Raw genomic sequence first — 18,064 nt, forward strand, 5'->3', positions numbered from 1 at the left:
AAAGTTTTTATAAAAAGACATTTACGTCATTTTTATCAAATTAGTAAAAAACAAATTAGTTAAATGAAATCTCATCATTCAACTTAGTCAAAGATAGTTCAGATTCATGTTTAGAATCAAACAAATCTAAAATACTATGGTTAACCAATTGGTTATTTTGAATCCCAACGGCTACGCCACCCTTACCCGCAAGTAAGAGTTCAACAGCATAGGCGCCCATCTTGCTGGCCATAACACGGTCTTTAGCAGTTGGACGACCCCCACGTTGCATATGACCAATTGTATTGGCCCGGGCATCAAAGTCACCATATTCAGATAACTTTTCAACAAATTCAGCTGCACCCATGACACCTTCCGCCAAAACAACAATGTTGCTTCGATGGCCGTTAGCCCGGTTGTACTTAATTTTGTTGGCGATGGTTTCCATATCCCAATCTTGTTCAGGAATCACGATAGCATCGGCACCAGCTGAAACGCCAGCCCACATGGCAACGTCACCAGCACCACGGCCCATAACTTCCACAACGAAAGTCCGGTCATGGCTGTGTGCCGTATCATGAATCCGATCAAGTGCTTCAACGTCAGTATTAACTGCCGTATCAAACCCGATCGTGAAATCAGTAAATGGAATATCGTTATCAATTGTTCCTGGTAATCCAATAGTGTTATAACCATGTTCAGTTAAGCGCAAAGCCCCATGATAAGACCCGTCGCCACCAACAACTACCAAGGCATCAATACCAAATTTCTTTAGTTGTTCGATACCCTTCAATTGACCTTCAACTTGAGCGAATTCAGGATAACGTGCTGAATAAAGTAACGTGCCACCTTGTTCAATCACACCATCCAAATCTGCTGACTCTAATTTATGAATGTCGCCAGCAACCAATCCGGCAAAACCGTAGTTGATGCCGTATGCTTCTAACCCTTCGGCCATTGCTTTGCGAGCAACCGCACGAACGGCCGCATTCATACCAGGAGCGTCACCGCCACTGGTTAAAATACCAATGCGTTTCATTTTTTCACCTCAGGCAATAAATTGAGTTCGTAACTCCATGAGTAATTTTAACACTTTTACCAAAAGTTGTCTGTTATTTTTTGAAATTAAATATGATTAAAAACGCCGTCACATCAAGGGATTTCGCTTTTCAAGACAACGTTATCGCGACCTAACAGGCTTGTAAGCGCTCCAACCATTTTTTCATCATCCGTCACCCAATACTGGGAATTTAGTTCAACTGTCTTACGAGCAGTAACAGAATAAATCAAAACAGGGTTAGGCCCTGGGGCTTGCTGTAAAATCGTTAAAATCTGCTTTTGAATCGCTGGCGTTGCCTGGTCTGCTGGCAACCGCAAAAACAGCTGGCTAGTTGGCGCTGTGAAACTAGTCTCCAGTTGCCATTGATCAACGATTAGTTGCAGACCACGCTGTTGTTCCACTTTGCCACTAACTAACACAACTGTTTCTGATTTTAGGTCGGCCTGTAACCGTTGATACGTGTTGGGAAAAATCGTTAAATCAATTTCGCCAGAAAGATCACTTCCAGTGGCAAAAGCCATCGGTTGCCCGCGCTTTGTCCGAATGACCCGGGTCTTCGTAATATAGACCAATACTTTCACGCGTGCTTCAGCACGGCAAGCACTAATTAACGTCGTTCGCTGTTGTTGTGCCAGCCAACGAAAAGCTTCCACTGGGTGTCCTGACACGTATGCTCCCAGATACTCGACCTCTTTGGCCAATCGTTCACCCAGAGGTAATTCCGGTTGTTTTTTAATTGTCGGCGCTAATGAGGCAAATAAGCTCATACTGTTTCCAGCTAATTCAGCACTAGACATTAGTTCCGGCACGGCAGTTAATAGTTCCGCTCGATTCAAGCCAAAATGATCCAAAGCACCCGCATATATCAATGCCGTCATCAAATCCGGCTTCAACCATTGCGAATCGAGCCGTTGCATCAACTGCTGCAAGCTTTTAAACGGCCCATTTGCTTGCCGCTCAGTCACAATGCTACTAATAAAATCACGCCGTAAGCCCTTAATCGAACTCAAGCCAAAGATGATACTATCGCCATCCCAATCAAAATAGTTGCGACTACGATTAATATCTGGCGGTACGATTTTGACATGATGTTGTTTAGCCTCTCCCAAGTATTGCTTTAACTTGGTCCCGTTACCCAGAATTGAATTCATGAGTGACGTGAAAAAAGCACCGGGATAATGCACTTTTAAGTAAGCTAATTCAAATGCCATCTTACTATAAGCTACCGCATGTGACCGATTGAAGCCATAATTGGCGAACTGTTCAATATATTGGTACACTTCGGTCGCTACCGCAGTTGAAAAATGTAAGCGTTCTGCCCCAGCAATAAATTTTTGCCGCATCTCATCTAGAACGGTTCTTTTCTTTTTACTCATCGCACGCCGTAACAAATCCGCTTCACCTAGGCTAAAGCCCCCATAACGGCGGCCACCTGCATAACTTGTTCTTGATAAACTAAAATACCATAAGTGGGACCTAAAATAGGTTGTAGCTCAGCAGCGGGGTAAGTGACCGCTTCAGTCCCCTTTTTACGGGCAATAAAGTGATCAATATTTTCCATTGGTCCCGGCCGATAAAGGGCATTAACTGCAGCAACTAATTCAAAATTATCAGGGTGCAGTTGACGTAAGACGTTCCGAATCCCAGCTGATTCGAATTGGAACACCCCCGTCGTATCTCCCGCTTGAAATAATTGCAATGTTTTTTCATCATTTAGATCAATTTTTGTCAGGGCCAAAGGCTGGCCCGTTTGACGTTGCACATAATGAAGCGCACTTGCCATTAAAGATAAATTTCGCAAACCCAAGAAATCCATCTTTAATAATCCCACGGCTTCCACCGTATCTTTGGTATATTGGGTCATTAGCATCGTTTCACTACCCGCTTGCAGAGGGACGATTTGAATCAACGGGACCTGACTTAATACGACACCCGCTGCATGTGTCGAATAGTGTCGCGGCAGACCTTCGATACGTTGTGCCGTTTGGAAAAGCAACTGATTTTTACTCGAATCAGCTACTAAATTTTGTAATCGGCGTGAAGCCTGATAAGCGGCTTTCAAGGTAATGTGTAACTGGTTAGGAATAGCCGCACTCCAATCACTCATCTCAAAAGTTGACAGTCCAAAAACCCGACCAACATCTCGTAAAGCCTGTTTAGCCGCTAAGGTCCCAAAGGTAATGATCTGTGCCACCCGATCATGACCATATTTGTCATGGACATAGGTCAGAACTTGCTCACGGCGATTATCCGGAATATCTAAATCAATATCTGGCATGTTGGCCCGTTTAGCATTTAAAAACCGTTCAAACAATAACTCATATTGAATCGGATCGACATCCGTAATTTGCAAGACATAAGCCACAAGCGAGCCCGCCGCCGATCCCCGACCTGGTCCGGTTGTAATCTGAGCCTGATGGGCATAATTCATGACATCCCACACAATTAGGAAGTAATCATCAAATCCCATCTGATCAATGACTTGTAATTCGTGGTCCAAGCGCTGATGATAGGTCTCGGTAGCAGTTGTCGTCGGCATCGCCGCCAAACGCTGTTGCAAGCCTTGTTCACAGAGCTGGCGTAAATAGTGATTTGCCGGTTGTTGGTCAGGCGTGGGAAACTTTGGTAGTTGGGGCTTTTGAAAAACTAACGTGACTTGACAAGCGGCTGCAATTTCAGCCGTAGCTGCAACGGCTGCCGTCAAATCCAACTCAGCATACGCCGCAATTAAGTCCGCGGGAGCCCGTAAATAATGATTGCCCGGCACCGTCTGCAATTGTTCCGGCTGATCAATTTGTTGCCCACCACCAATCGCTTGCAAGACCGAAACCGCAAAATAATCCGTGGCGTGAACATAATCCACCGGATCTAAAGCGACAATTGGTACTTGTAACCGCTGCGCAAATTGCACTAAAGTTGTGCGCAAAGCTGGTGCTTGGTCTAACGAGACGCCTAGATAAAGACTATCGGCAGCAGTTGCCGCCTGTAATTGTTGCACCAAAGCGGTTGCGGCTTGTGGGTTATCTTGTAATAATAACGTGGTCAACTCACTATTACGGGCTGGCGTTAACACCATTAAGTGACCCAAATGTGGCGTAACCGCTTCTAAGGTTAAAGGCGTCACTTTAGTGGCTGTTTGTTTCAAAGTTGATAATTGCATTAACGCCTGATAACCCGTCCAGTCTTTAGCCAAAACGATTAAGCTGAACGTCTGCTCACCTGACAGCTGCTGACTAGCCAATGTTAGATTAATCCCTAAAATCGGCGTAATTTCTGCTTGACGACAGGCATTGTAAAAATCCACAATTCCATACATCACGTCAATATCAGTCAGTGCTAACGCTGGGTAACCTTGTTTTTTCGCCGCTTGGACCAAATCAGTGACGGTACTCGTACTTTGCAGTAAACTAAAGGTACTCATCACTTGTAATGGGATATATTGCATCTTGGGACTCCTTTCTGAAGGTTAATTAATTTCATTATACCAAACAGTTGTTCCAGACGGCAGTCATAAGGTAATTGCATTTCTGATTAGATGTGCTAAAATTACTTTTACTGGGAGGTGTTAGAATATGACTAAACAAATCATGGTAATCGTTTGGAGTGTTATTTTCGGGGAAGTCATCGGTTATATCGGTGGTGCGCTTGAACAAATGACTTATAATTTCGGAGAAATCGGCTTGGTTTCAGCAATTTTCGCCTTAATTATGGTCAACGGCATTTCATACATTACTAATCATTCTATGCCCATTAAAGGTGCCAAAAACAAGTAAACTGGCTAAAAATAAAAACCCGACTTAGTCGTCATTGACTAAGTCGGGTTTTTGTTTAAGCTTTAACGGCCGGTTGCGTTTCAAAAGTTAACTGGTCAGCCACTAATTTAATCAATACCGTTGACTGTGGCACTACTTCGCCAGCAATAATCGCTTTGGCTAATGGCGTTTCCACGTCTTTAGTAATCAACCGCCGTAGTGGCCGCGCACCATAAGCCGGCTCGTAGCCTTCTTGCGCTAGCCAGGCTTTGGCTTGATCTGAAATTTTCAAAGTAATTTCACGATCTGCTAACCGGGCTGATAATTGATCAATCAACTTAACCACGATTTGTTCAATCGCAGACAACTGTAACGGCGTGAACATGATAATATCATCCACCCGATTTAAAAATTCAGGTTTGAAGCGACTTTGAACCAACTGCATTACTTGATCATGCGTGCCAGTCGCTAAGTGCCCTTGATCATCCATACCAGCTAATAGTAATTCCGATCCCAGGTTCGATGTCATGATTAAAATCGTATTCTTAAAATCAACCGTCCGACCCTGACCATCCGTCAAACGCCCGTCATCTAATACTTGTAACAAGATGTTAAAGACATCGGGATGGGCTTTTTCAATTTCATCAAATAACACGATTGAATAAGGATTACGACGTACTGCTTCAGTCAATTGGCCACCTTCTTCATAACCAACATAACCTGGTGCCGCACCCACTAATCGTGAGACAGACTCCTTCTCCATATATTCACTCATGTCAATTCGAACCATATGATCATCAGCATCAAACAAATTCTCAGCTAACGCTTTGGCTAACTCGGTCTTACCAACCCCGGTAGGACCTAAGAACATGAATGACCCCAGTGGTCGGTTAGGATCTTGTAATCCCGCGCGCGAACGTAAAACGGCATCCGCTACCGCAGTTACGGCGGTATCTTGACCAATAACCCGTTGGTGTAAGTTGTCCGCTAAATGCAACAGTTTTTCCCGTTCTCCAGCCACTAACTTATTCACCGGAATCCCAGTCATTTGTGAGACCACATTAGCGACTTGGTCAGCCGTAACGGATTCTTCAACCAGCCAGTCTGCATGATGATCATCGGCTTCTAATTGTTGTAATTCTGCCGTCAACTTCGGAATTGTCCCATGTTGTAGGCGGGCGGCGGCTTCCAAATCGTACTGGCTTTCAGCATTTTCAAGGTCATGTTTAGCTTGATCTAAAGCTGATTTTTTAGCACTTAACGTTTGTAAGCTTTTCTTTTCAGCTGTCCAACGTTCAGCCAAGGCCCGTTGTTTTTCTTGGGCACTAGCGAGTTCCTGTTGTAACTCACCCAAACGTTGCACCGAAGCCGCATCCGTTTCTTGCTTCAAAGCCGCAGCTTCAACTTGTAATCGCATTAATTGCCGGTTAACCTGATCGAGTTCCGTGGGGTTGGAATTCATTTCAACTCGAATCTCTGCTGAAGCTTCATCAATCAAATCAAGTGCTTTATCCGGTAAGAAGTGATCGGTAATGTATCGATCCGATAACTTGGCTGCGGCTACTAAGGCATTATCATGAATTCGGACGCCGTGATGGATTTCGAACCGTTCTTTGAGTCCGCGTAAGATACTAATCGTATCTTCCACAGATGGCTCCGCAACTAAGACCCGTTGGAACCGCCGTTCAAGCGCTTTATCCTTTTCAAGATATTGCCGATACTCATCCAACGTCGTGGCACCAATCAAATGCAGTTCACCTCGGGCTAACATTGGCTTTAATAAATTCCCCGCATCCATGCTACCTTCTGTTTTGCCGGCACCCACAATATTATGGATTTCATCAATGAACATAATAATCTGCCCATCACTCTTTTTAATTTCTTTAAGGACCGCTTTAAGGCGTTCTTCAAACTCACCACGATACTTAGCCCCAGCAATTAAAGCACCCATATCTAAAGAGAATAGCGTTTTATCCTTTAAGTTTTCCGGCACATCGCCGCGGACAATTCGTTGGGCTAAGCCCTCGACAATCGCCGTTTTACCAACCCCAGGTTCACCAATTAAAACCGGGTTATTTTTAGTTTTCCGTGACAAAATCCGAATCAAAGCCAGAATTTCTTCGTCGCGCCCGATAACTGGGTCCTGATTGCCTTTCCGAGCGTCTTTAACTAAATCCACGCCATACTTCTCTAAAGCCTGATATTGATCCTCTTGGTTACGTGATGTCACCCGTTGGCCCCCACGAATTCGGTCCACCGCATTCTTAACCTGACCGGCCGTAATCCCTTGTTGGGTTAAATACTTAGTTAACTGATCACTAGTTTGATCCATTAACGCAAGCACCACGGCATCAGTCGCTAAGAATTCATCACCGAGGGTTTTGCGTTTGGCATCAGCTGCCTGCATTAGAGTCGCTAAGCTGTTACTGAAACTTTGACCATATTGCACGTTGCCACCACTGACCGTACTAATATCATCCAATTCACGATCTAATTCCGTTTGTAACTGATCAAGATCCACGCCGGCATCACTGAAAATTTGCCGAACCAGTTCGCCTGGTTGCGTTAAAAATTTAAATAGATGTGGTACGCCGACTTCTTGATGATGCCGAGTTTGCGCAATTTGTTGGGCTTGCGCTAACGCTTGTTGTAAACTTTCTGTTAGTTGTTCTGGATTCATAATTATCATAACCTCCTAAAATTCGGTTAGCAAAAAGGTAGCTAAAATAGCTACCAATTATTGTTTGACCTTTATTGACTATTAAATTATATAACGAATCGCATCACTTGCCAACTATTTAGCTTGCTGGGTATTATCTTGCACAATTTGTAAAATAACGTCCACTGCTTGTGCCATAACTTGTTCTGAAACGTATTCGAAACGGCCATGCATGTTCTCACCACCGGCAAACAGGTTCGGCGTAGGTAAGCCCATAAACGAGATCTTTGAGCCATCAGTCCCACCACGAACTGGATAAATAACTGGTTTAATCCCTAGGGTCTCCATCGCATGTTTAGCGAGGTCAACTACCGTCATATCCTTTTCAATTACTTCACGCATATTGTAATATTGATCTTTCATCATTACTTTTAGATGGTTAACCCCATATTGCGCATTGATTTGGTCAGCAGCCGCTTGAAAAGTCTTTTTACGGGCTTCAAAAGTCGCACGGTCATGATCACGAATGATATAGGTCATTTTCGCATTATCAACCGTTCCATCTAACGCCAACAGGTGGAAAAAGCCTTCCCGGCCACTGGTTTTTTCTGGCACGTCATGTGCAGGTAAAGCCTTCTGAAAATCGACAGCTAATTGTAACGCATTCACCATAATTCCCTTGGCTTCACTGGGATGCACATTAACGCCTGTAATTTGGACCTCAGCTTGAGCAGCGTTAAACGTTTCATATTCCAACTCACCTAAAGGCCCACCATCAACAGTGTAAGCATAATCCGCATTAAAATCGGCAACATTAAAATGATCTGCACCAGTCCCGATTTCTTCATCTGGACCAAAGCCCAGCCGAATCGTGCCATGTTTGATCTCTGGATGGGCTAACAAGTACGCCGCTGCACTAATAATTTCAGCCACACCGGCCTTATCATCAGCCCCCAACAAAGTCGTCCCATCCGTCGTAATTAACGTCTGGCCAGCATAGTTTTTCAAGCTAGCAAAAATCTTTGGGTCGAGTTCATAGCCGCTTTCACCAAGCTTAATAACAGATTGACCATCGTAGTTTTCGACGATTTGGGGATTCACATGTTCCGAATTAAAGTCGGCTGTATCAATATGCGAGATAAAACCCAATGTTTTCATTGGTTGTGTACTGTTTGCTGGCAACGTTGCAAACACGTAGGCACTTTGTGGGTCTTGATGAACATCACTTAACCCTAAAGCGGTTAATTTAGTCATCAACTGGTTTAGAAATGCCGTTTCGCGTGGTGATGAAGGTACCGTTTCAGATTGCTCATCTGACCGGCTATTAATTTTTACAAACGTTAAAAAATCAGAAATCAACTGTGGATATTTTGTCATATGAATCTTCCTTTCGAGGTTTAAATAAAGGTAAAGGGGTCAGTATTAATTTTAGATGGGACAACTGCCAAAGACCACTTATTTTCAATTCGCCATTGGTCAAATAAGGCTGTTAACTTAGGGATACAAATACTTTCAATATGGTGACCAGGATCAACTACCGATAAGCCCGCAGCCAGCATGTCGTGGCCAGTATGATAATATACATCACCCGTTACATAGACCTGAGCGCCTTTTTGTAGTGCCTGCTGATAAAATTTACCACCATCGCCACCTAAAACGGCCACACGCTGAATCAATTGATCAGGTCGGTCACTAATGAGCCTTAATCCGCCTAATTGAAAGACCTGCTTACACTTAAGCGCAAATTCAGCAACGGTCATCGGCTGGGCTAAATCACCAATACGCCCCATCGACGACGTTTGACCACCAGTTAATAACGGGAGGGCTTCATAATCCCAAGTTCCTGGCGTAACGAATTGATTGATGCCAGCAACTGCCGCCGCTAAATCTGGCCGCGGTAAATTCACGCTAAATTGTTCACCAGAATTCAAAGCATACCGATTCAAACGAACTTGGGGACGTGCGGTCAAGTATTCTTGGACTGCTTCCACTTGATCCGTCGGGACCGTGACGGTTAACTTTACAAATTCCGTCCGATGACCAGGCACTAACCCCGTCACATGCTGTAAATTTAACGCCGCCGCTAACCAGTCATTCATCCCATTATCAGCACTATCTAGATTCGTATGCGCTGCATAGACCAAGATATGATGAGCGGCAATCTTCGCATACATCGCCTTTTGAGGATCTTGATAATCCAAATTAGCTGTTGGCCGAAACATCACTGGATGATGCGCAAAAATCATATCGGCACCGACCCGAATGGCTTCATCAACGACCGCTGGCCGGACATCCAGGGTAACCAAAACACGTTTTACCGGTTGCTTAGGATCGCCAATTTGTAACCCACTAGGATCACGATCCCATTTTAAGGTCAGCGGTGCAAATTGTTCAAAACGGGTGATTAAATCACTTGCCAACATCTGCTAAGACTCCTTCAATTAATTTTATTTTAGCGTTAATCGTGGCTAACTGTTCCGTTGGCACCACTTTTGCTTGTTGCATCTGAGTCACAGCAGTTTGCGCACGAGCTAATTCATGTTGCCATTTTGCGCTAAACACCGGTGACTTTTCAGCCCCCAAAAACGGCCCCACTAGCAATTCTTTCGCCGTATATTGAACAGCGTGACTAATCGGTTCAGCCACAATGATTTCATACGTATGACCATCTTCAGCTAAAATCCGTTCAGCCACGATTTGAAACTGATGTGCCATCAACCAAGCCCGCAACGTCGTTTCACCAACATTAGGTTGTAAAATCAGCCGTTGCACACCAGCTAATTGGGCTTGCCCTTGATCCAAAATATGCCGAATCAATGGCCCACCCATACCAGCAATCGTCACCACGTCAATCCGATCAGCTGGTTGAATCGCTGCTAAGCCATCAGCCAGGCGAGCATGAACCCTGGCCGTTAATTGCAATTTTTCAATCTCATGTTGTGCATTTTCAAATGGTCCACGAACGACCTCACCCGCAATACCATAGCTAATTCGCTGATTCAAAGCCAAATTAGCTGGTAAATAAGCATGATCGGAACCAATATCGGCTAGCCGTGCTCCCAGCGGGACAAAAGCCCCCACCGTTGCTAACCGTTGTGATAATTGTTTGGCATCCACCGACATAACCCCTTTTATTAAGTCATTTTAGTATTCTAATCATAGTTTAACATGCTTTAACCCGCTTTTTCAGATTGAACTTTAAAAATTGTTGGATTAAATTAACCGTTTTTTAAAATTAATTTCCAACTGTTATCGTAGCTTAATGATATGAGGAGGTCAGTGAACCAGCATCGTGACAATTCACGGTGCTAAGCGCCACCATTACCATCTAATCGACCCACACTAAAAGGAGTGCTTCAATATGATTCAATCGCAACTTGAAACCATTTTGCAAGATCGAACAATGACCCCGGCCGAATTGGCCCGCTTAACGGGGATTGAGCATCATACTTTGACCAAGTTAATTAATGGTCACGCCAAAAGTATCACTTTTAGTCACCTGAATAAAATCATTCAGGCATTAGACATTGAATTGGAAACGCTTTTCACAGTTACGCCCGATTTAGATTTGGACGTTGACCTGACCAGTATTAACGAAACGACCAAACACTTCACCGGTACACTTCATTTTATCGACCATGAGCAACAACTAACCGTTGACTTGCCACTAACCGGCGCCTATCGCCAGACCGGTTCACTGTTTACATTCACCATGAATGATGCCTTTGACGACCAATTGGATGGAGATGGTATCGCCACACGCTTAGATGAGTTGCAACCTGTCGAAATCGTGACGCATACAAAGCAACAGCTATTGGCACTATTAAAGGCTCATCCTGAACAACAGGCTTGGTTTGAACCCGCCGGCATGCAATTAAGTGATGAGCCGACCGATGCTGAACTTGAACGCTACTTGCAAGTCGGTAATTTAGTGGCCCGGACCCAATATGAAAAGCTACATCGGTTATTAGAACCCTTAGCGATGAATTTTTTAGCCGCCATTTATAATAGTTTTCCGCAATTTTTAGGTGACCCCCAACTCATCACGGTTCCCTGGGGCATTCCCGATACTTTCCGTGTTTTTAACTTCAACTTGGCTGAAAGCCCTGAATCCTTGGCCACTAATGGGATTACCAAACGTCAAGAACAGTTCCGCCAGCAACAAGCCTTTCCCGTTAGTTATACTAGTTTAGACGTTATTAGCTATTTTTCGCCCGCTTAACCTAAATTAAGCCTTAACTAAAAATGGCGCCAAAAGCCCCCTCATTGCAGGGGTCTTTTGGCGCCATTTAAATAGCTGTTTTTATTCTAAGAAATCTTTTAATTGTTTGCTGCGTGAAGGATGGCGTAACTTCCGTAAGGCTTTGGCTTCAATTTGGCGAATCCGTTCGCGAGTAACCCCGAAAACTTTCCCCACTTCTTCTAAAGTCCGCGTCCGACCATCATCCAAGCCGAAACGTAATCGTAACACATTTTCTTCCCGATCAGTTAAGGTATCTAAGACCCCTTCTAATTGTTCTTTTAATAATTCATACGCAGCAGCGTCGGCAGGTGAAGTCGCATCTTGGTCTTCAATGAAGTCACCTAAATGGGAATCGTCCTCTTCACCAATTGGCGTTTCCAAGGAAACTGGTTCTTGCGCAATCTTCAAGATTTCGCGAACTTTTTCCGTTGGCATATCCATTTCAGCCCCAATTTCTTCAGGGGTTGGTTCCCGGCCCAAATCTTGTAATAATTGTCGTTGAATTCGGATTAACTTGTTAATCGTTTCAACCATATGAACGGGAATCCGAATGGTCCGCGCTTGGTCCGCAATGGCCCGCGTAATCGCTTGGCGAATCCACCAAGTGGCATAGGTTGAAAATTTGAATCCTTTGCGATAATCAAACTTTTCAACCGCCTTCATCAAGCCCATATTACCTTCTTGAATTAAATCCAAGAATTGCATGCCCCGACCAACATAACGCTTCGCAATTGAAACGACCAACCGCAAGTTAGCTTCAGCTAATTCTTGTTTAGCCGATTCATCACCTTGTTCAATCCGTAAAGCTAACGCCACTTCTTCATCAGCTGTCAACAAATCAACCCGGCCAATTTCTTTTAGATACATCCGCACGGGATCATTAATTTTAATCCCCGAAGAAGATCCGGCGCTACTTAATTCTTTCTTGCTAACTTTTTTAACACTCTTAACGGCCCGAACATCGGGTTCACCTTTTTCGTCAACGACACTGATCCCAGCGTCTTCAACTTTTTGCAATAATTTATCAATACCACTAGCATCTAATTTATATGGCGCAGCAATCTTGTCTGATAATTCATCATACTTGATGCTGCCCGTTTTCTTATATTCTTTAATTAAAGCCTTAACCGTCTTGTTGTACTCAGCCGTCGTGGTTTTTGTTGCTTTTGCTTTCGCCATAAAGTAGTAGCCTCCTATAAATTGTCAGCTTGTTTGACTTGCTGTTGTTGCCGATATAATGTAATTAATTCGAGCGTTAGTTGCTGAACTAAATCGTGGTTACCGATTTGCTTAGCTGCCATGAGTTCTGCCTTTTTACCTGTGATTTTTTCGGCCACCGGTTGCTGGTTCATGATGACATTCACAAGGTCTGCCACTTCTTCAGTAGACGTCTCCTCGGCCACATCCATAAACTCTAGTCCGGTTAGAACCGGTTGTAATGCCGAATCCGCCATAAAATCAGTAAAGTTAGCTAACTCAAATTGCGAATGGGTCTTAAAATAAGCCTCCGCATACACGAGAATTTGTTGATATTGGTCATGAATAAAGTTAAACCCCGCTATGGCCATAACCCGTAACCACACATCATGATCGTGCAGTAACCGATATAAAAGTAGTCGTTCCGCCCGTTCTGTGCGACTAAGTGGTCCCGCAGCAGCCGGTACTCCCGTTATTGATAGTGGTGGTGGCGTCTGCGGCGGTGGCACTTGCTCTGGCCGAGTCGTCGGTTGCCGATGAACGGTTTGCTGCCCAACTAATGATCGTAATTGTTGACGCAAGTCACCTTTATCCAACCCAAATTCTTGCACTAATTGGTTTAGATATAAGTCTTGTTCAACATTGGAAGATAACTTGGCTAATTGTGCCAGCACTGCTTCTAAATACGTGAGTTGATCCTGCGTATTTTGCAAATTTAAATCATGTCGTAAATATTGCATTTCAAAGGCAGTCGGTGTTTGTTTACCATCATCAAAGACTTGTTGAAACTTGGTTGCATCCGTGGCACGCAAATACTCATCCGGATCCATCCCATCAGGCATTTGCACGACACCCAATTGCAAGTGACTATTATCACCTAAAAGTTTCAAGGCACGATCAGTCGCTTTTTGCCCGGGCATGTCACTATCATAGCAAATGTACAGTTGGTCCGTCACCCGTTCCAACATATAGATTTGTTCATTCGTCAAACTAGTCCCCATGGAAGCGACCCCGTTTTGAATACCAGCCCGATAGGCCGCGATGACATCCATAAACCCTTCAAATAAGATAACGGCTTTTTGCTGACGAATGGCGCCACGTGCTAAGTCAAAATTAAATAGCACCGCTCGTTTGTTGAATAACTTTGTTTCAGGACTATTTAAATATTTAGGCTCATCGGGAGATTTTTTTAAAATCCGGCCAGAAAACGCAATGACGCGCCCACTCGCATCCTTAATCGGAAATAAGACCCGATCAACAAACCGGTCCCGTAACTCACCTGCTTGATTTTCAATGAATAATCCAGATTGTCGTAGTAATTGATAGTCGGTTTGATGTTCTTTAAAAAAATCTAATAATAATTGATTGGCCGGTGCATAGCCGATACCAAAAGTTTTTATAGTCTCATCATCTAACCCACGTGCATGTAGATACGCTAATGCAGGTTCGCCTAAAGCAGTATTCACTAAAATATGTTGATACATCTTGGCACTGTCAGCATACAACGTTAGTAAATCTGCTTGTACTTGATCTTTAGGCGCAGTTGGCTGGGATTGCGCAGTATAAGTCGCTGGCAAGTCAATGTGACCAAACTCAGCGACCTGTGCCACGGCTTCAGGAAAAGTGAGATTTTCTAAATCCATGATAAATGAAAAAACATTGCCACCACGACCACAACTGAAACAATGAAAAATTTGTTTTTGCTCATTAACTGAAAACGATGGGGTCCGTTCCTCATGAAATGGACAGAGTCCAAAAAGGTTCTTCCCTGCTTTTTTCAGTTGCACATACTGACCGATAAAATCCGCAATGTTGACCGCTGAACGAATCTGGTCAACTTTTTCTTCCGGAATCAGATTGGCCACTTTGCCACCCCATTTCTCACTTAATCGACTGACAAACCGCTAACAGCACCGAAAAATCGCATCACGTCAACGAGATGCGACTATTAACGGGCAAATTTATACAGAATATATATTATCACAAGTTTGACAGCTATGCAATAATAAGTCCCGACTATTAGACACTTTTGTCAAGTTCGTCGGTTTTGAAATCAAAAAGACATCAAGTTATGGCTACTCACCTAACCTGATGTCTTAATTATACGCGCTTCAATACTATTTAACGATTAATTGGTTCAAATCACCCATAACCGTCACCATATTAGCAATAATCAATAGTTGTTTCAAATGATTATCGCGAACCTGATCATCTTTACTCATCACCATTGTTTGGTCAAAGTAAGCCGCAATCAGTGGTTGTAAGCCGGCCAAAGCTTTGAACCGGTCCTCCATCGCCATTGCTGGTGTCATTTGCTGTTGTAATTTTTCAACGGCGGTATAAAGCGCCTGTTCAGCATCATTTTCAAATAACGCAGGGTCAACAACTAAGTCATTAACCGTCAAGTTTGCTTTTTCCGTAATCCGTAATAGACGGGTCAACGCCTCAATTATTGCTCTAAATTTAGGATCATCTTGATGGGCATTTAAAACATCTGCGGCCATAAACATTTCACGAATGTCTTGACGCCGACCTTTAATGACCGTATCAACAATATCATAACGAAGATTCCGATTGCTAAACCACTGCTTAACCCGATCTGTTAAGAAGTCGACCACTGGTTGCGTCTGCTTAGCAAAATCTAAGTTATAAGTCGCATCATGGGCTTGCAATTCAGCTTGAATCTCTTTTTCAAGTTGTTGAATAGGGAAGTCCCAACCTTGGTCACGGACAATCCGAACGATTCCAAAAGCTTGGCGCCGTAACGCAAAGGGATCATTCGACCCACTTGGAATTAACCCGACTGCGAAGAAACTCGTGATTGAATCAAATTTATCAGCAACCGCTAACACTGCGCCTACCTTTGATTGCGGTAAGGCACCATCTGCATTAATTGGCAAATAATGTTCCCGAATTGCTTGGCCGACCATCGGATTTTCACCCTTTAAGACGGCATATTTTTCGCCCATGACCCCTTGTAACTCTGGAAATTCACCAACCATCCCCGTGACCAAATCAAATTTATAAATTTGGGCGGCACGATGTAATTGATTCTTTTCAGTTTCAGTCAGGCCGAAGCGGTTAGCTAAGAAACCACTGATATACATGACCCGTTGCATTTTTTCATACATCGACCCAATCTTATCATGGAAACTAACCTTCTTTAACCGTTCAACATAGGCCTGAATTGACTGTTGTTGATCTTCATGGTAGAAGAAGGCAGCATCTTCCAGCCGAGCCGTTAAGACTTTTTGATTCCCTAACACCACGTTTTGTAAGTGATCAGTATTCCCATTACGAACCGATACGAAATGTGGTAAGAGGCCGCCATTTTCGTCCGTCACGTGGAAAAATCGTTGATGATCGCGCATTGACGTCACTAAAACTTCATCTGGAATCGTTAAATACTTGGTATCAAAGTCACCGGCAAAGGCCGTTGGAAATTCAACTAAGTTATTCACTTCTTCAAGTAAATCTTCATCGACCACAATGTGCCAAGCGTGAGCCGTTGCCAAAGTCGCAATTTGTTGCCGAATCTGATCTTTCCGTTTAGCGGCATCCGCGATCACCGCAACTTTCGCCAAGGCAGCTTCATAATCCAGCGCCGTTTTAAGCGTCACATCATGCCCTAAGAAACGGTGCCCGCGACTAACACGCCCCGCTTCAACATCTAAAATTTTAATTGGGACAATCTCATCATCGAGCAATGAAACTAACCACCGAATTGGTCGGATATACTTAAAACTAAATGTGGACCATTTCATCATCGTTGGGAAGTTCATCTTAGTGATGACAGCTTTAACCCCAGCTAAAACGTCACTAGCCGCCTTACCTGGCGTAAACGTTTGAACAAAAACATACGGTGTCCCTTTAATTTCTTTAAAGACAATATCATCAGTTGAAGCGCCCTGACCCTTAGAAAAGCCGATCGCCGCTTTCGTCCAATTACCATCGGCATCTTGAGCGATTTTTTTAGCGGGACCACGGACTTCTTTTTTTACATCAGCTTGCTTGTCTGCCAAACCTGTAATTTGGACCGCCAATCGCCGGGGTGTTGAAAAAACAGTCATGGATTCAAACGGCAACCGTTCATCCTTCAAAAAAGTTGTCAGCCGTTCTTTCAACTGCAAAATGCTTGGCGTAACGACGTGGGCAGGCATTTCTTCCAAACCAATTTCTAATAAATAAGTTTTAGCCATTATTTTGTCTCCTCCTGCGCATGCTTCAACAATGGGAAGCCCCGTTTTTCACGTTGCGCCACAAATTCTTTGGCAATCGACTTCGCCATGTTCCGAATACGATCCAAGTAACCGGCTCGTTCTGTAACAGAAACCATTCCCCGTGCATCCATTAAATTAAAGGTATGACTACATTTCAAACAATAGTCATAGGCCGGGTGAACCAAACCATTTTCAATTTGGCGTTTAGCTTCTTTTTCATATTCATCGAATAGCATTAGTAGTAACGTTTCGTTACTCGTTTCGAAGGCATATTTTGAATTTTCAAATTCTGGTTCCAAGAAGATATCACCATACTTAACACCGTCGCCCCATTCCAAATCAAAAACAGAGTTAACGTCTTGAATATACGATGATAGTCGTTCTAGACCATAGGTGATTTCAGAAGTCACTGGATCAACTTCGAGACCCCCGACTTGTTGGAAATACGTAAATTGGCTAATTTCCATTCCATCAAGCCAAACTTCCCAACCAACCCCGGCGCAACCCATAGATGGATTTTCCCAATTGTCTTCCACGAAACGAATATCATGTTCCAAGGGATTAATGCCAAGTTTTTGTAAACTTTGTAGATATAAATCTTGAATGTTTTCAGGCGAAGGCTTCATCACAACTTGGAATTGATGATGTTGATATAATCGGTTAGGGTTCTCACCGTACCGACCATCGGCAGGTCGCCGTGAGGGTTCCACATATGCTGCATGCCATGGTTCTGGACCAATTGCCCGTAAGAAGGTATATGGACTCATCGTCCCGGCCCCTTTTTCCGTATCATAAGACTGCATTAACATACAACCTTGATCTGACCAAAATTCTTGCAAGGTTAAGATAATATCCTGCACTGATAATTTTTTGCTCATTTTCTGCCTCCCAAATTTAGTGACTGACTAGCTTTTAATCCCACAAAAAAAGTCCCCTGCCGTTCAAAATAACGAC

11 protein-coding genes and 1 pseudogene are annotated in these 18,064 nt (G+C 43.7%); 2 read left to right on the forward strand and 10 right to left on the reverse strand.

What is annotated here, in order from left to right:
- Positions 1–55 precede the first annotated feature (55 nt).
- Together pfkA and dnaE are read right to left on the reverse strand one after the other, a co-directional pair.
- A complete protein-coding gene (gene pfkA, locus C5Z25_RS01040) occupies positions 56–1,018 on the reverse strand; it encodes a 6-phosphofructokinase (RefSeq protein WP_105450879.1) in 963 nt (320 codons plus the stop codon).
- Between the two features lie 113 nt (positions 1,019–1,131).
- Positions 1,132–4,484 (reverse strand): annotated as a pseudogene (gene dnaE, locus C5Z25_RS01045) (DNA polymerase III subunit alpha).
- Positions 4,485–4,611: 127 nt separating this feature from the next.
- Here dnaE and C5Z25_RS01050 point away from each other — a divergent pair.
- The gene (locus tag C5Z25_RS01050) at positions 4,612–4,812 is read left to right on the forward strand and encodes a YjzD family protein (RefSeq protein ID WP_105450882.1); all 201 of its coding nucleotides are present in this window, start codon (positions 4,612–4,614) and stop codon (positions 4,810–4,812) included.
- Between the two features lie 55 nt (positions 4,813–4,867).
- Here C5Z25_RS01050 and clpB read toward each other — a convergent pair whose 3' ends face one another.
- The 4 genes from clpB to C5Z25_RS01070 form a co-directional block, all read right to left on the reverse strand.
- Positions 4,868–7,471, reverse strand: coding sequence for an ATP-dependent chaperone ClpB (gene clpB / locus C5Z25_RS01055; protein WP_105450884.1), 2,604 nt, complete (start codon positions 7,469–7,471; stop codon positions 4,868–4,870).
- 114 nt (positions 7,472–7,585) lie between these two features.
- Positions 7,586–8,827, reverse strand: coding sequence for a peptidase T (pepT, locus tag C5Z25_RS01060; RefSeq protein ID WP_105450886.1), 1,242 nt, complete (start codon positions 8,825–8,827; stop codon positions 7,586–7,588).
- Positions 8,828–8,847: 20 nt separating this feature from the next.
- Positions 8,848–9,873 carry a Nif3-like dinuclear metal center hexameric protein gene (locus C5Z25_RS01065; RefSeq protein WP_105450887.1) on the reverse strand — a complete coding sequence of 342 codons (1,026 nt, stop codon included), beginning with the start codon at positions 9,871–9,873 and terminating at the stop codon, positions 8,848–8,850.
- On the reverse strand, positions 9,860–10,567 hold the full coding sequence (locus tag C5Z25_RS01070; protein ID WP_105450889.1) for a tRNA (adenine(22)-N(1))-methyltransferase: 708 nt from the start codon (positions 10,565–10,567) through the stop codon (positions 9,860–9,862). The genes C5Z25_RS01065 and C5Z25_RS01070 overlap by 14 nt, the downstream gene beginning before the upstream one ends.
- A gap of 244 nt (positions 10,568–10,811) precedes the next feature.
- Here C5Z25_RS01070 and C5Z25_RS01075 point away from each other — a divergent pair, with 244 nt between their 5' ends.
- Positions 10,812–11,672: a helix-turn-helix domain-containing protein gene (locus tag C5Z25_RS01075; RefSeq protein WP_105450891.1), complete on the forward strand. Its 861-nt coding sequence runs from the start codon at positions 10,812–10,814 to the stop codon at positions 11,670–11,672.
- Positions 11,673–11,753: 81 nt separating this feature from the next.
- Here C5Z25_RS01075 and rpoD read toward each other — a convergent pair whose 3' ends face one another.
- The 4 genes from rpoD to glyQ form a co-directional block, all read right to left on the reverse strand.
- A complete protein-coding gene (rpoD, locus tag C5Z25_RS01080) occupies positions 11,754–12,872 on the reverse strand; it encodes an RNA polymerase sigma factor RpoD (RefSeq protein ID WP_105448494.1) in 1,119 nt (372 codons plus the stop codon).
- A 14-nt stretch (positions 12,873–12,886) separates the two neighbouring features.
- Positions 12,887–14,755, reverse strand: a complete 1,869-nt coding sequence (gene dnaG / locus C5Z25_RS01085; protein ID WP_105450893.1) for a DNA primase — start codon at positions 14,753–14,755, stop codon at positions 12,887–12,889.
- 252 nt (positions 14,756–15,007) lie between these two features.
- Positions 15,008–17,089 carry a glycine--tRNA ligase subunit beta gene (gene glyS / locus C5Z25_RS01090; protein ID WP_105450895.1) on the reverse strand — a complete coding sequence of 694 codons (2,082 nt, stop codon included), beginning with the start codon at positions 17,087–17,089 and terminating at the stop codon, positions 15,008–15,010.
- Positions 17,089–17,988 (reverse strand): glycine--tRNA ligase subunit alpha, encoded by a 900-nt coding sequence (gene glyQ, locus C5Z25_RS01095; protein WP_105448497.1) that lies wholly within the window; start codon positions 17,986–17,988, stop codon positions 17,089–17,091. The genes glyS and glyQ overlap by 1 nt, the downstream gene beginning before the upstream one ends.
- Between the last annotated feature and the right edge of the window lie 76 nt (positions 17,989–18,064).

It is taken from the genome of Lactobacillus sp. CBA3605, assembly GCF_002970915.1.
Taxonomy (GTDB): domain Bacteria; phylum Bacillota; class Bacilli; order Lactobacillales; family Lactobacillaceae; genus Lactiplantibacillus.